This window comes from Streptomyces sp. NPDC006476 (assembly GCF_040612015.1).
GTDB lineage: Bacteria > Actinomycetota > Actinomycetes > Streptomycetales > Streptomycetaceae > Streptomyces > Streptomyces griseorubiginosus_B.
Genome location: NZ_JBEXPK010000002.1, coordinates 225272 through 238113 on the forward strand (window position 1 = coordinate 225272; position 12842 = coordinate 238113).

The following is a 12842-nucleotide window of genomic DNA, read 5'->3' on the forward strand; positions in this document are numbered from 1 at the left end:
AACAGTCAGGAACCTAGGCGGTTCTGTACTGAGTTGTCAAGTGCGGCAGGCCGGCCCTCGCTCACCACGACGGTGCCCGGAATGTTGAGTTTGGGCTCCTTGGTGATCCCGGGCTTGGCCAGCAGTAGCAAGGCACCAATCAGGACGGGGCCGCGAAGGCGACGTTCACGTACATCACCCATCGCCACGACGCCCATTCGGTGAGCATCCCGCCGAGCAGCAACCCGAACCGCTCGATGGTTTCGGGCCCGTAGATGCCGGCGAAGTCCTCGCCGAGGCGAACAGCAGAAGACCGCAGTGCCACGCTCTGATCGAGACTCAACGTGGACTGAGGGCCCGAGCCGTCCGGCTGGCCCTGTAGCACTGTGCCGGGTACCACCCGACCAAATGCCGCGGCGGTGCTGACGGTGTGTCCAAGCAGGTGGGGGTAGGCAGAAGTTCGTTGTGGCGCTGGGTCGCCCAGGCCGAGATTGACGGCGTCGAGGCGCCCGGGGTCGCGATCGAGGACAACGAGGAGATCCGCCGGCTGCGGGCGGAGAACCGTCGGCTGTGTGAGGACGTGGCGATCCTGATGGCGGCCACAACTTTCGTCGTCTGGGAGCTCGGCCCCCGCAACGGCTGATGGTCGCCTTCATCGACGAGCAGCGTTCACCTGACGGTTCTGACCGACCGGGTTGAAGGTTGCACGCTGGTCACCGGGCGGAGATCGCCCCGTCCCGCCGTCCACAACAACGCCACATCAGAGTCCGCCCCGCGCCACCCATCCCGGTGGTCTCGCCGCGAGGGTCGAGTGATCCGCCAGTCGGCCCATGCCGCGATCTGTTCCGCGATCGCCTCGGGGGCCTCGAGGTGCAGGAAGTGACCGACGTCGGGGACGACCTCCAGCGCGTGCGGGGCGGCGAACCGATGTCGGGGGAGCCAGGGCTGGACCGGAATCGTAGAGCTCGGACGTCTCGACGTTCCAAAACCAGGCCTCCCCCGGCTCGTAACTGCGGATCACCGGATGGCCGGTGTCCCGGAAGTGGCCGGTGGCGTGCTTGGCGGGTGAGTCGTCGCAGCAGCCGATGTGGCCGCACTGGGCGCAGCGCAGCAGATGGAACCACCAGCCGCCGTCGGCGTCGCACTCGACGCAGGCGGCCCGCTGGGCGGGACCCTGGGGTCGATGCCGGTGTCCTGGGTCATGAGGACTCCTGGGCCGGGTCGGGGTCGGTGGCGGTGAGGGGGAGCAGCACCTGGAAGCGGGTGTCGCCGGGTACGGACTCGACTTTCAGGTCACCGTGGTGCTTGTTGACGACGATCCGCCAGGAGATGTCGAGCCCCAGCCCGGTGCCCTCGCCCACCGGTTTGGTGGTGAAGAACGGGTCGAAGATCCGGCCGCGGATCTCGGCCGGCACTCCCGGGCCCGTGTCGCGGAACTCCACCAGCAGCCGGTCGTGCACCAGAGCCGTGCGTACGGTCAACGTCCCTTCGCCGCCCGCGTCCTTGATGGCGGAGACGGCGTTGTCGATCAGGTTGGTCCACACCTGGTTCAGTTCGGCCGGGTAGGCCGGAATCCTCGGGACCGAACGGTCGTACTCCTTCACGACCTTGACCTGGGGACCGATCTTGCCCGACAGCATCAGCAGCGTGCTGTCGAGGAGTTCATGGACATCGGCGACCTGGTAGGGCGCGCGGTCCAGCTGCGAGTACTGCTTGGCGGCGTCGACGAGGTGCGAGATACGGGTGGTGGAGTCCTCGATCTCGGACATCAACAGCTCGGTCTCGACCGTGTAGTTGAGCCACCCGATGGCACTCTGCAGGATCTCTCCGTCGTCGACGGCCGCCGCGATCTGCTCCAGCCAGTCGACGTCGAGACCGCCCTGCACGAAGGTCGGCGCGATCTGCCAGCCGTTCTGGACGCCGTGGTCGTCGAGCCAGTCGGCGAGTTCGTCCTCCCGGTCGGACGCTTCGAGCGGGCTCAGTGCCGGCGCCTTGGAGACCCGCTCGGCCGTACGTTCCTGGAGGTCGACCAGGGCCTTCAGGGCGTCGCCCTGGCGGGGGCCCGAGGCGATGACGCCGAGCTTGTTGCGCATGTGCGCGACCCGGTCCCTGAGCGACGAGGTGGCCCGTGCGGCGGCCGCGGCCGGGTTGTTGAGCTCATGGGTGAGGCCCGCGGACAACGAGCCCAGCGCGAGCAGCCGTTCGCGCTGCCCGACGGCCCGCTGGAAGGTCTGCGAACCGAGGGCGAGCCCCTCCAGGAGATGGACCGCCATCGGAAACCACTCGCGGATGAAGTTCGCGAACGATTCGGCGGGCAGGACGAAGAACCGCGTCGGCTCGGTCACCCGCAGCGAGTTCATGTACCGCTGCGGTTTCCCGTCCCCGACGAACGCCATCACGGCCCCCGCGTACACCCCTGGCTGGGACGTGCGGCTCACCTCGATGTCGTCGCCGCCCACCCGGCGCGACATGACGACCGTGCCCTCGATCATCACGTAGAAGCAGGTCGCCGGATCACCTTCGGTGAACACCGGCCCGGGGTCGAACAGTTCGACCCGTCCCTCGCTGCACAGCCTGTCGAGCTGCTCGGCGCTGAGCTTCTCGAAGAGGAACAGCGAGCTGATCTCCGCCGCGCTGCACGGCATCAGCCGCCCGCTCACGACTGCTCCAGATACCGGTGGACGAGCATCACGGCCATGGCTCCCTCTCCGACGGCGGACGCGACCCGCTTGGCGGACTCCGCGCGCGCGTCCCCGGCGACGAACACGCCGGGGATGTTGGTCTCCAGGTGGTACGGCGGCCGGTCCAGCTCCCAGTTGGCCGGTGGCCGCCCGTCGGCGGTCAGATCGGGCCCGGCGAGGATGAACCCGCGCTCGTCCCGCAACACCGTACCCTCCAGCCAGTCGGTCAGCGGGGCCGCGCCGATGAACACGAACAGCCACTGCGCGTCGACCAGTTCGGTCTGACCGCTCGTCGTGTCGCGCAACGTCAGCTGTTCCAGGTGGCCGTCGCCGTGCGCGGCCTCGACGACCGTGTGGGCCCGTACAAAGATGTTCGGCGACTGGGCGATCTGCTGGATCAGATAGTGCGACATCGACGCGGTGAGGTCCGCTCCGCGCACCAGCAGGGTGACCGACTTTGCGCCCCTGGACAGGTACATCGCCGCCTGCCCGGCCGAGTTGGCGCCGCCGACGATGTACACGTCGTGGCCCTGGCAGGCGGCGGCCTCGGTGAGCGCGGACCCGTAGAACACCCCGCGGCCCGACAACTCGTCGGCACCCGGCGCCTCCAGCTGCCGGTACCACACACCGGTCGCCAGGATCACGCTGTGCGCCGCAATCTGCGACCCGTCCGAGAAGCGCACGGTGCGGGCCGCGCCGTTGACCTCCAGGCCGGCCACCTCACGGGCGGTGAGGATCTCGGCGCCGAACTTCGTGGCCTGCCGGCGGGCCCGGTCGGTGAGCTGGCCGCCGGAAACGCCGTCGGGGAAGCCCAGGTAGTTCTCGATCCGGGAGCTCTGTCCGGCCTGCCCGCCGGTCGCCGACCGCTCCACCAGCACCGTACGCAGCCCCTCCGAGGCCCCGTACACGGCCGCGCCCAGCCCGGCCGGCCCGCCGCCGATGACGACCAGGTCGTAGAAGTCGGCCGTGGGCGTCGTCGCCAGCCCCACGTGCGCGGCCAGTTCGGGCACCTCCGGCTCGACGAGCGCCGTACCGTCCGCCGTGATCACCACCGGCAGCCGCTGCCCGTCCTGCCCCGCGGCGGCCAGCAGGCGCTGGCCCTCGGGCTCGTCCGTGGAGTACCAGCGGTACGGCACCTGGTTGCGGGCCAGGAACTCCCGCACGTCCGAGGAGCGCGCCGACCAGCGGTGCCCGATCACCTTGGTCGAGGGCACCGGCCGGAAGTCACTGCACCGCCACGCCTCCAGCAGGTCGTCGAGGACTGGGTAGAGCTTCTCCTCGGGCGGGTCCCACGGCTTGAGCAGGTAGTGGTCGAGGTCGACGACGTTGATCGCGTCGATCGCCGCGCTGGTGTCCGCGTACGCGGTCAGCAGCACGCGCCGGGCGCCCGGATAGAGGTCCAGGGCCTGTTCGAGGAACTCGATGCCGTTCATCTGCGGCATCCGGTAGTCGGCCAGGATCACCGCGACCAGGTCGCCGCGCAGCTTCAGCTCCCGCAGCGCCTCCAGTGCGGACTCGCCGGACTCCGCGCGCACGATCCGGTACGACTTGCCGTAGCGCCGTCGCAGGTCACGGGCGACGGCCCGGGACACCCCGGGATCGTCGTCCACGGTCATGATGACGGTCCGCGCAGCGTCTGCGGCCTGTGCCATACGTCTACACCCCGAGTGATCGGATTACGGTCGGCGCCGGCTCGGTGCCGCGCCGCCTTTCAGCCATCGTATTTTCGGTCGCCCTGCTTCGCTCCGGTCAGCTTCGCCGCGAGCCGAGCAGGCAGAACTCGTGGCCCTCCGGGTCCATCAGTGTGGTCCGGGACTGCTCTTCCTGGCCGATGTCCGCGTGCCGAGCCCCGAGGCCCGGCAGCCGGTCGACCTCGGCCTGCCGGTCGGCCCCGCGCCGCCCACGATGCTGGCTTCGGTATCTCGGGTTTTGGACATGTGCGTCTGCTCAGGCGCCGGGTGTACTGCGGGGTCAGCCGGCCAGTCGGTTGAGCTTGCGGATTTGTCTGTCGAAGGCGCGCGAGGGCACCGTCCGGCGCAGGACGCTGACGCGTGCGGCCATCGAGCCGGCGGTGTACCGGAGCTTGGGCTTGGAATCGGTGGCGGCCGCGACGATCACCTTCGCGACAACGTCCGGGGCGTCGGCGTTGCGCACGGCCGTGGCCAGCACGTCCCGGGAGACCTCCCGCTGCGCGGCGTAGATCGGCAGGGGCGAGTCGGGTGCCAGGCTGCTCGCCTCGAAACTCGTGCTGGTGTAGGCCGGCTCGACCAGCAGCATCCGGACGCCGTGCTCGCGAAGCTCGTGATCGACGGACTCGGAGTAGCCCTCGACCGCATGCTTGGTGGCGGCGTAGACGGCCATGAAGGGGGCTGGGATCAGACCGAGTACCGAGGAGACATTGACCACGCGGCCACCGCCCTGGGCGCGCATGTGGGGCATGACTGCGTTTGTCATCCGCATCAGGCCGAAGACGTTGATGTCGAAGACCTCCTTGGCCTGGTTGATCGAGCTCTCCTCGCCGGCGCCGACCGCGCCTACGCCTGCGTTGTTGACCAGGACGTCGATCCGGCCGAACCGCTCGATCACCTCCTCGACCAGGGAGCGGACCGATTCGTCGCTGGCCACGTCGAGATCGAGGAACGTCACCCCGGCGAGCGGCTCGGCGTTGGCCGCGTTGCGGCTCGTGCCGATCACCGCGAAGCCGGCGCCCACGAGGGCGAGTGCCGCCGCCCGCCCGATCCCGGAGGAGGCGCCCGTCACGAGGGCCACTCGGTGAGCTGTCTGCATGTCGGTTCCTTCGGTTGTGGCATGACTTCGTCGTGCGCTGCGCGGGGTCGCCTGTGCTGGCCGACAGGTCCGCACCGGTCCTGCAAGCCCGGACCAAGCCGGTCCGGTGAGCTCAGGAGGGTTGTTTACTGAACAGTCCGAAACCTAGGCAGTTCTGTACTGAGTTGTCAAGAAGGATGGGTTGGATTTACCTTCTTTGCATGGCCAGACCACGAAGCTTTGACCGCGACCACGTCCTGCATGCCGCCGAGCGGCAGTTCCGCGCTTCGGGCTACAACGGCACGAGCGTCGACGACATCAGCGCCGCCACCGGCCTGGGCCGCGGCAGCCTCTACGCCGCGTTCGACGGCAAGCACGGCGTGCTGCTGCAGGCGATGAGCGGCTACTTCGCCCGGCTGGCGCAGGGTCCGCGGAAGATGCTCGCCGGACCGGACGAGGGCGCCCTGGAGCGACTGCACGCCTACCTGCTGCGCGCCGTCCACGGGGTGCCACTCGCCGCCGACGTACCCCCCGCCTCTGACCGGGCGGGGGCTGCCTGCTTCGCCGCCAAGATGGCCCTGGAGATCGGCGCCTCCGACCCCGAGGTGAAACGCCTGGCCAACGAGTGCTTCTCCGTGGTCCGGACGGCGGTGGCCGAGTGTGTGCGAGCGGCGCAGCGCAACGGCGACATCGACCCCGACGCGGATCCCGACGACCTTGCGTACCTTCTGCTGACCGTCATCCGCGGGAGCGATGTCGTAGGCGCGTACGGCCACAGTCCCGACCGCCTGACCTCGATCGCGGAGAGCGCGTTCGCCCTGCTGCCCCGGCCGCGCCACCACTGACAAGGGCACGGCCGGCCTCATTGCACAGGCATCTGATGCGGCTGGCCCACTTCGACGCCGCGGAGGCACAGCCCGTAGGTTTACGCGCCGCCGTGACCTCGCGTGTTGGCGCGTGCTGTGGTGTTCCCGGGGGGCGTCGGCAACACCCGTAAGGATCCGGAGGCGTTCGCCAGTCTCATCCACGACGTCGAGACGAAGATCTTCGACGTGCTCCCGGACGAGACCTGGGTCTACCCGGGCCACGGCAACGACACCACCCTGGGGGCGGAGCGCCCGCACCTGCCGGAGTGGCACGCGCGCGGGTGGTGAACTCGCCCGGTACGGCGGGCCGGTGCCCGCCGGGGACGCCGCACAGGGGCGGCCGGCCGCCACGACCCGCCGCCCCCGCGCATCTCGGCCCGCTTGCCGCCTCGTGAGGGCGGGCCGGTGACCCATGGGAGTCACCCCTACAGCGCACGGAGCGCCGGATGCGTCACATCCCCGGCGCGAACTCCCAACACCCGCGCGGCGCACGCCCGAAGACGCGCGCCCCGTGTGAACCGTTCGCACGCGCCGGTCTCATGCGCGCGCTCCCGGCGCACTTCGTTGCGCAGTCAACTGGAGGCAGCCCCGCACAGGATGACGGCTCCTGCGCGGTACGGGCCGCCGGTCTTTCGAATCCCCGCCCTCGGCCGGCGGCCCCGGCCTCTGCCCGGAAGCTGTTCACAGGACCGCAACACTCGTTCCCACTATGCGGACAATTACGGTCGTGACCTCGACAAACGGGCGATCGACTGTCAATCTCCCGCCATGCACCTCGCCCCTCGCGCACTGCGCCGCGCCGTAGCCGCGGCCACGATAGCCCTGCTCGCCACCGCCGTCGGCTGCGCTCCGCAGCCGGAGGAGAAGGCGGCTGCCTCGCCGTCCGGTTCGACCGGCACCACCTGCGCCAAGGGCGAACTGGCCACCAAGGCCTCCGGCAAACTGACGATCGCCACCGACGAACCGGCGTACGAGCCCTGGTTCAAGGACGACAAGCCCGCCAACGGCAAGGGCTTCGAGTCGGCGGTCGCCTACGCCGTCGCACAGCAGCTCGGTTACGACAAGAGCGCCGTCGTCTGGCAGCGCGTTCCCTTCAACAAGGCCTTCGCGCCCGGCGTGAAGACCTTCGACTTCGACATCAACCAGGTGTCGATCAGCGCCGAGCGCAAGAAGGCCGTTGACTTCTCCTCCGGCTACTACGACGTGCGCCAGGCCGTCATCGCGCTCAAGAGTTCCAAGGCCGCGAAGGCGACCAGCATCGCGGACCTGAAGAACCTCAAGCTGGGCGCGCAGGTCGGCACGACGAGCCTGAACTACATCAGCGACGTGGTGAAGCCGTCGCAGGAGGCGGCCGCGTACTCCAAGAACGACCAGGCGATCTCCGCCCTCAAGAACGGTCAGGTGGACGCGATCGTCACCGACCTGCCGACCGCCTTCTACGTCACCGCCGCCCAGGTTCCCAATGCCAAGATCGTCGGCCAGTTCGAGAACCAGGGCGGCACACCCGAACAGTTCGGGCTCGTCCTCGACAAGGGCAGCGCCCTCACCTCCTGCGTGTCGTCGGCCGTGGACGCCCTCCGTAAGGACGGCACCCTGGCGAAGCTGGAGAAGCAGTGGCTGTCCGACGCCGTCGACGCGCCGGTGCTCAAGTGACGGTCGTCAAGGAGGAGTCCGGGGAGGACGCGGGCAAGGGTGACATGCCCGACGAGTACATTCCGTCCGAACGGCGGCTGGAGCGCCAGCGCTACAAGCGTGCGCGTGCCCGTCGCGCAACGGCCATCGCCGCCGTGTCGACCCTCGTCACCGCTGTCGTCCTCTACCTGGTCGTCGTCAGTGCCCCGGGCTGGGAGCGCACCAAGGAGACCTTCTTCGACGCGGGCTACGCGCGCGAGGCGTTCCCCAAGGTCCTGGAAGGGCTCTGGCTGAACATCCGGCTACTGGTGATCTGCGGTGTCCTGGTGCTCCTCCTGGGCATGCTGATCGCCGTCGCGCGCACCCTGCCCGGACCGGTGTTCTTCCCGTTGCGGGCACTCGCGGCCGCCTACACGGACTTCTTCCGCGGGCTGCCGCTGATCATCAACCTGATGATCGTCGTCTTCGGTGTGCCCGCCCTGCGCCTCCAGGGCGTGACCGTCGATCCCGTGTGGCTCGGCGGTACGGCGCTGACCCTGACGTACGCGGCGTACGTCGCCGAGGTGTTCCGCGCCGGCATCGAGTCCGTACACCCCTCGCAGCGCGCCGCGGCCCGCTCGCTCGGCCTGACCAACCGGCAGGCGCTGCGCCACGTGGTGCTGCCGCAGGCCGTACGCCGTCAGGTGCCGCCCCTGCTGAACGACCTCGTGTCCCTCCAGAAGGACACCGGGCTCGTGTCGATCGGCGGTGCCATCGACGCGGTGCGGGCGTCCGACATCATCGCCCAGCGCAGCCTGAACTACACGCCGTACATCGTGGCCGGCCTGGTCTTCGTGGCACTGACCATTCCGATGACCCGGTTCACGGACTGGGTGACGGCGCGGATGGACCGGCAGCGGGCCCAGGGAGGAGCGATATGAGCGACGCGCCCGTGCTGCGCATGGAGTCCGTGCGCAAGACGTTCGGCGGCACGGTGGTGCTGCGGGACGTCGATCTGGAGGTCGCTCCGCACACGGTGACCGCACTGATCGGCGCGTCCGGTTCCGGCAAGTCGACGCTGCTGCGGTGCGCCAACCTCCTGGAGGAGGTCGACGACGGCGCGATCTGGCTGGACGACGAGGAGATCACCGACCCGCGCGCGGACCAGGACGCGGTACGGCGCCGTATCGGCGTGGTCTTCCAGGCGTACAACCTCTTTCCGCACATGACGGTCCTGGACAACATCACCCTCGCTCCGCGGCGGGTGCACGGCGTGTCCCGAGGGGAGGCCGAGGAGCGGGCCAGGGAGCTGCTGGAGCGGCTCGGGCTCGGCGGGAAGGCGAGCGAGTACCCGGACCGGCTGAGCGGCGGCCAGCAGCAGCGTGTGGCGATCGTGCGCGCCCTCGCCGTACGCCCTCGGCTGCTCCTGTTCGACGAGATCACGGCCGCGCTCGACCCGGAGCTCGTCGGCGAGGTCCTCACCGTCGTCCGCGACCTCAAGGACGACGGCATGACGATGGTGCTGGCCACGCACGAGATGGGCTTCGCGCGGGATGTCGCCGACCAGGTTTGTTTTCTGGACTCGGGCGTGGTCCTGGAGCGCGGAACCGCCGAGCAGATCTTCGGCGATCCGCAGCAGGAGCGCACGCGGCGCTTCCTGAAGCGGATCGTGGAGGCGGGGCGGTTGTAAGGGGCGCACGCAATGGCGGCCGGCCCTTACAGGCGGAAGGCCGGGTTCGTACGCAGGCAGACCTCAGGCCTCGGCCTGCGCCGCCCCCACCAGCGCCACCACCCGCTCGACGCCGAAGACATAGCCCTGCACACCGCATCCCGCGATGACGCCGTCGGCGCGCAGCGAGACGTACGAGTGGTGCCGGAAGGACTCGCGTTGGTGGATGTTGGAGATGTGGACCTCGAGGACGGGCAGCCCGTCGCAGGTGTTGAGGGCGTCCAGGATCGCGACCGACGTGTGGGAGTAGGCACCCGGGTTGATCACGATCCCGCAGTGGCTCAGCCGCGCCTCGTGGATCCAGTCCACCAACTCGCCCTCGTGGTTGGACTGCCGGAAGTCCACCGTGCCGCCGTGCGCGGCGGCCGCCTTGGCGCACAGCGCCTCCACGTCGGCCAGGGTGTCCTTGCCGTAGATCTCCGGCTGGCGCTGGCCGAGGAGGTTCAGGTTGGGCCCGTTGAGGATCATGATCGGGGCGTTGGCCAGGGTGCGGGGCACGGTTCCTCCGGTCCGGTGAGGGTGGGCTGCTCGGACCGGTCTATCACGCGGCGGCCTACGGGTTGATCGCCAGCTCCAGGTACGCCGCGAACAGCACGAGATGCACCCCGCCCTGCAGTGGTGTGGCACGGCCCGGCACGACCGTCAGCGAGCTGACCACCACCGTCAGGGCCAGCAGCACCATGTGCGTGGCGCCGAGGCCGAGGACGAGCGGGCCGGAGAGCCAGACCGAGGCCAGGGCGACCGCCGGGATGGTCAGTCCGATGCTGGCCATGGCGGAGCCGAGCGCCAGGTTCAGGCTGGTCTGGACGCGGTCACGGCGGGCCGAACGCAGAGCGGCGATCAGGGCGAGCCCGAGCAGACCCAGGCTGATCCACGCGGTGCGCCTGGAGGGGACGTCGGCGTGGTCGTCGGCGCTGATCACCTCGCCCTGGCGGGTAATGGGGAGGAAGTAGTCGCGGTGCCGCACGGTCTGGGTCGTCACGAACAGGCCGTAGAGGATCAGCGAGGAGATCGCGGCGAAGGTCAGCTGTACGGCGGAGAACTCCGGGCCGGGTTTGCTGGTGGTGAACGTCGGCAGCACCAGGCTGAGCGTGGCCACGGTGGCGAGGGCGGCGCCGGTGCCCTCTGGGTTGAACACCGCCGTGCCGTGTCGCAGGGAGGCGACCAGGAGACAGAGGCCGACGATGCCGTTGCACGTGATCATCACGGCCGCGAAGACCGTGTCCCTGGCCAGCGTCGAACTCTTGTCGCCGCCGTCCGCCATCAACGTGACGATCAGCGCCACCTCGATGATCGTGACGGCGACGGCGAGAACGAGGGAGCCGAACGGCTCCCCGACCCGGTGGGCGACCACCTCCGCGTGATGCACAGCGGCCAGGACGGCCCCGCGAGGACGAGCGTGACCAGCGCGACCACCACGCCCGGCAGATCGCGCCCCCAGGTGAAGACCAGCAGAACGACCGCGAGAACCGGTACGAGGAGCGTCCACTGGGTTGTGAGCGACCTGGACCGAGCGATCATGGAGCGATCCTCGCAGAGGGGCAACAGGCCCCGCATTCCGGCATTGCGGGGCCTGTTGCCTGTCACTTGAACTCGGTCATCCCTTCCAGATCGCAGTCGGTGAAGGTCGGCGGCCGGGTGCACAGCGCGGCCATGCGCTGCGCGAACTCAGCCGTCTCGGGGGCGTTGCTGGTGGCCATGGCCTCCTCGTAGGAGTTGAACTCGATCACCACGAGGTAGCGGTTCGGCTGGTTCCTGTCCCTGAGGACGAGGCGGTGCGTGGGACCGCCGCTGCGGCTCGCGAACCGCTCGTCCATCTCCTCGGACAGCTTGCGCATCTCCTCGATGCGCTCGGTCTCGAAGTCGACGATCTGTACGAACTTGACGGGTGCGTCCATGGATTCCTCCACCCGGCCACGGCGCTCCCGGTGCGGGAACGCTCGGCTCCCAACGAAGCACCGGGAGCGGTGGTCGGCAATTCATCGTGCGGCGCTCCCGGTGCTGGTTGTTCCTACGTCGGTCGTGGTCAGGCTTGGATGCTGTCCTTCGGAGCGCCTTCGCTCTCCGACTGCGCCGCCTCGGCCGCCGCCTGCTTCCTGGACGCCCGCAGGCTCGTGATCGTGGTGACGATCAGGACCGAGCAGATCACGCCGAGGGAGACAGGGATGGAGATCTCCGGGACATGGACGCCGGACTCGTGCAGCGCGTGCAGCACCAGCTTGACGCCGATGAAGCCCAGGATGATCGACAGACCGTAACTGAGGTGGACGAGCTTCTTCAGCAGACCGCCGATGAGGAAGTACAGCTGGCGAAGGCCCATCAGCGCGAAGGCGTTCGCCGTGAAGACGATGTACGGGTCCTGGGTCAGGCCGAAGATCGCGGGAATCGAGTCGAGCGCGAAGAGGACGTCCGTGGTGCCGATCGCCAGCATCACGACCAGCATCGGGGTCATGACCCGCTTGCCGTTCTGCTGGATCCACAGCTTGGTTCCGTGGTAGCGGTCGGCGACACCGAACCTGCGCTCGGCGGCCTTGAGCAGCTTGTTCTCCTCGAACTCCTCGTCCTCCTCATCGGCCCTGGCCTCCTGGATGAGCTTCCAGGCGGTCCAGATCAGGAAGGCGCCGAAGAGGTAGAACACCCAGGAGAAGCTGGCGAGGATCGCGGCGCCGGCGGCGATGAAGATCGCCCGCAGGACCAGGGCTATGAGCACACCGACGAGCAGGACGCGCTGCTGGTACTGCGAGGGCACGGCGAACTTCGCCATGATCAGGACGAAGACGAAGAGGTTGTCGACGCTCAGCGACTTCTCAGTGATGAAGCCGGCGAAGAACTCGCCGCCGGCCTCGCCGCCGCCGAAGACGAGCAGGCCGAGTCCGAAGAGCCCGGCGAGGGCGATCCAGACGACCGTCCAGATCCCGGCTTCCTTGATCGATACGTCGTGCGGCTTGCGGCCGATGAAGAAGTCGACCGCGATGAGGGCGGCAAGGCCCACGATGGTCAGGACCCACAGGGTCGGGGAAACATCCACTGCGCCTCCGGCATACGTAACGGCAAATGTCAGCGTCGTCGCTACCGGAGGTCTCTTCCACCCAGGCACGGGCCCTGGGCCGACGCCCCGGGATCTGGTTGATCCGTACTGACGGGTACGCCGCAGCAGATAGGGAGTACTCCCCTCCGTGAGGAAAACTGTACCCCAACCACCAAGGAAAG

The 12842-nt window shown here is 68.9% G+C and carries 12 protein-coding genes and 4 pseudogenes; 6 read left to right on the forward strand and 10 right to left on the reverse strand.

Going from position 1 to position 12842, the window contains the following annotated elements:
- Nucleotides 1–139: 139 nt before the first annotated feature.
- Complete coding sequence (locus tag ABZZ74_RS03110) at nucleotides 140–304, reverse strand: hypothetical protein (RefSeq protein WP_356761404.1); 165 nt, start codon at nucleotides 302–304, stop codon at nucleotides 140–142.
- 105 nt (nucleotides 305–409) lie between these two features.
- Between ABZZ74_RS03110 and ABZZ74_RS03115 the strand changes: the two genes are divergently transcribed.
- Nucleotides 410–622, forward strand: a complete 213-nt coding sequence (locus ABZZ74_RS03115) for a hypothetical protein (RefSeq protein ID WP_356761406.1) — start codon at nucleotides 410–412, stop codon at nucleotides 620–622.
- A gap of 282 nt (nucleotides 623–904) precedes the next feature.
- Here the strand turns inward: ABZZ74_RS03115 and ABZZ74_RS03120 are convergent.
- From ABZZ74_RS03120 to ABZZ74_RS03140, 5 genes and pseudogenes are all read right to left on the reverse strand, one after another.
- Nucleotides 905–1182, reverse strand: a pseudogene (locus tag ABZZ74_RS03120) (UBP-type zinc finger domain-containing protein); the annotation flags it as partial.
- Nucleotides 1179–2639 (reverse strand): ATP-binding protein, encoded by a 1461-nt coding sequence (locus tag ABZZ74_RS03125; RefSeq protein ID WP_356761407.1) that lies wholly within the window; start codon nucleotides 2637–2639, stop codon nucleotides 1179–1181. The pseudogene ABZZ74_RS03120 and the gene ABZZ74_RS03125, both read right to left, overlap by 4 nt.
- A complete protein-coding gene (locus ABZZ74_RS03130) occupies nucleotides 2636–4312 on the reverse strand; it encodes an FAD-dependent oxidoreductase (protein ID WP_356761408.1) in 1677 nt (558 codons plus the stop codon). The genes ABZZ74_RS03125 and ABZZ74_RS03130 overlap by 4 nt, the downstream gene beginning before the upstream one ends.
- Before the next feature lie 97 nt (nucleotides 4313–4409).
- Nucleotides 4410–4541, reverse strand: a pseudogene (locus ABZZ74_RS03135) (VOC family protein); the annotation flags it as partial.
- Between the two features lie 90 nt (nucleotides 4542–4631).
- The gene (locus tag ABZZ74_RS03140) at nucleotides 4632–5447 is read right to left on the reverse strand and encodes an oxidoreductase (protein ID WP_356761409.1); all 816 of its coding nucleotides are present in this window, start codon (nucleotides 5445–5447) and stop codon (nucleotides 4632–4634) included.
- A 200-nt stretch (nucleotides 5448–5647) separates the two neighbouring features.
- Between ABZZ74_RS03140 and ABZZ74_RS03145 the strand changes: the two genes are divergently transcribed.
- The 5 genes and pseudogenes from ABZZ74_RS03145 (at nucleotide 5648) to ABZZ74_RS03165 (ending at nucleotide 9593) form a co-directional block, all read left to right on the forward strand.
- Nucleotides 5648–6271: a TetR/AcrR family transcriptional regulator gene (locus ABZZ74_RS03145; RefSeq protein WP_356761411.1), complete on the forward strand. Its 624-nt coding sequence runs from the start codon at nucleotides 5648–5650 to the stop codon at nucleotides 6269–6271.
- A gap of 120 nt (nucleotides 6272–6391) precedes the next feature.
- Nucleotides 6392–6580, forward strand: a pseudogene (locus tag ABZZ74_RS03150) (MBL fold metallo-hydrolase); the annotation flags it as partial.
- A 480-nt stretch (nucleotides 6581–7060) separates the two neighbouring features.
- Nucleotides 7061–7945, forward strand: coding sequence for an ABC transporter substrate-binding protein (locus ABZZ74_RS03155; RefSeq protein ID WP_356761412.1), 885 nt, complete (start codon nucleotides 7061–7063; stop codon nucleotides 7943–7945).
- Nucleotides 7942–8844 (forward strand): amino acid ABC transporter permease, encoded by a 903-nt coding sequence (locus ABZZ74_RS03160; RefSeq protein ID WP_356761413.1) that lies wholly within the window; start codon nucleotides 7942–7944, stop codon nucleotides 8842–8844. Before ABZZ74_RS03155 ends, ABZZ74_RS03160 begins: the two co-directional genes overlap by 4 nt.
- Entirely contained in the window at nucleotides 8841–9593 is a 753-nt protein-coding gene (locus ABZZ74_RS03165; protein WP_356761414.1) for an amino acid ABC transporter ATP-binding protein, read from the forward strand. The genes ABZZ74_RS03160 and ABZZ74_RS03165 overlap by 4 nt, the downstream gene beginning before the upstream one ends.
- A gap of 63 nt (nucleotides 9594–9656) precedes the next feature.
- Here ABZZ74_RS03165 and aroQ read toward each other — a convergent pair whose 3' ends face one another.
- From aroQ to ABZZ74_RS03185, 4 genes and pseudogenes are all read right to left on the reverse strand, one after another.
- A complete protein-coding gene (gene aroQ / locus ABZZ74_RS03170) occupies nucleotides 9657–10130 on the reverse strand; it encodes a type II 3-dehydroquinate dehydratase (RefSeq protein WP_356761415.1) in 474 nt (157 codons plus the stop codon).
- A gap of 55 nt (nucleotides 10131–10185) precedes the next feature.
- A pseudogene (locus ABZZ74_RS03175) lies at nucleotides 10186–11153 on the reverse strand (ionic transporter y4hA).
- A gap of 62 nt (nucleotides 11154–11215) precedes the next feature.
- A complete protein-coding gene (locus tag ABZZ74_RS03180; RefSeq protein WP_356761416.1) occupies nucleotides 11216–11530 on the reverse strand; it encodes a hypothetical protein in 315 nt (104 codons plus the stop codon).
- A 128-nt stretch (nucleotides 11531–11658) separates the two neighbouring features.
- Nucleotides 11659–12660: a TerC/Alx family metal homeostasis membrane protein gene (locus ABZZ74_RS03185; protein WP_356761417.1), complete on the reverse strand. Its 1002-nt coding sequence runs from the start codon at nucleotides 12658–12660 to the stop codon at nucleotides 11659–11661.
- Nucleotides 12661–12842 lie beyond the last annotated feature (182 nt).

What these genes read in the sequence shown, in the direction of transcription:
- ABZZ74_RS03130 (WP_356761408.1), bottom strand. Translation starts at nt 4,312, where the DNA reads ATGGCACAGGCCGCAGACGCTGCGCGGACCGTCATCATGACCGTGGAC.
- ABZZ74_RS03140 (WP_356761409.1), bottom strand. Translation starts at nt 5,447, where the DNA reads ATGCAGACAGCTCACCGAGTGGCCCTCGTGACGGGCGCCTCCTCCGGG.
- ABZZ74_RS03145 (WP_356761411.1), top strand. Translation starts at nt 5,648, where the DNA reads ATGGCCAGACCACGAAGCTTTGACCGCGACCACGTCCTGCATGCCGCC.
- ABZZ74_RS03155 (WP_356761412.1), top strand. Translation starts at nt 7,061, where the DNA reads ATGCACCTCGCCCCTCGCGCACTGCGCCGCGCCGTAGCCGCGGCCACG.
- ABZZ74_RS03165 (WP_356761414.1), top strand. Translation starts at nt 8,841, where the DNA reads ATGAGCGACGCGCCCGTGCTGCGCATGGAGTCCGTGCGCAAGACGTTC.
- ABZZ74_RS03180 (WP_356761416.1), bottom strand. Translation starts at nt 11,530, where the DNA reads ATGGACGCACCCGTCAAGTTCGTACAGATCGTCGACTTCGAGACCGAG.